We start from the raw sequence: 965 nt of genomic DNA on the forward strand, positions 1-965 counted from the left end.
CGGGTGCGGTCGTGGTGGTGCCGGTGTCCGCAGCGGCGGACACCGGTGCCATGACCGCTTCCACCGCCGACGCCACCTCCGCCCCGGAACCCCGCTCGATGACAGCGGGCCGCTCCCGCTCCAGCCGCCGCAACCCGTCCGCCAGCGCAGCACCCCCCACAGCCGCCAGCTCCAGCAACGCCGGCGTCCCCACGAAACGCTCCGCGAAGCCCGGCCGCTCCTGAAGAAAAGCCACAAGCCCCGTCAACTGACGCCGCACCCTCGGCGACAACGCCCCCGCCAGCACCTCACTGGCCACCACCGCACGCCACAGCACACCGTTCTCACGCGCGTCCACCACCATCCGGTGGTTACGCTCCAGCACCCCCACCGTCCACGGCGCCCGCCCCACATCCGCCCGCAACCGCGACGACTCCGCCAACGCCTCCGCCAGATGCGGCACCGCACCCAACGCCCGACGCACCTGAGCCGACCCCAGCACCAGACCCGCCGCGTCCGCCCCCGACCGCACCAGACCCCGCACAACCGGATACCGCTTCAACAACCTCAGCACACCAGGATCCGCGGCAGCCGCAGCCACCACCCCAGGACTGGACAGAGCCGTCTCCAGCACCTCCACATCCCCGAGCACCGCACCCACCACCCCCGGATGCGCCTCCAGCACCGCGTGCAGCTCCCCCGCCGCCATGAACCGCTCCACCAGCCGCTCACCGGTGAACACCCCGGCATGCGCCACCACCCCGGCCACCACCCGCGGCACCGCCACCAGCCCCGCCACCGCCTGCGGATTCCGCTTCAACCACCGCACCAACGCCACACCACTGGCAGCCAGATCCACCACCGCCGTCCTACCCGGCGACGCATCCAACTGATTCAGAACCGTCAGCAACGGCCCCGCATCAACAGCCGCCAACTCCTCGGCCACCGGAGCGTTGTCGGCGAACGCACGCGCCAACAACTCGCTG

General features: G+C 71.8%; 1 protein-coding gene. It reads right to left on the reverse strand.

Annotation, left to right across the window (positions count from 1 at the left end):
* A partial coding sequence (locus IF37_RS44215; RefSeq protein ID WP_158727465.1) for a hypothetical protein occupies positions 1 to 925 on the reverse strand: 925 nt, incomplete at its 3' end.
* Positions 926 to 965: the final 40 nt, after the last annotated feature.

It is taken from the genome of Streptomyces sp. NRRL S-31 (assembly GCF_000718775.1).
Classification (GTDB): domain Bacteria; phylum Actinomycetota; class Actinomycetes; order Streptomycetales; family Streptomycetaceae; genus Streptomyces.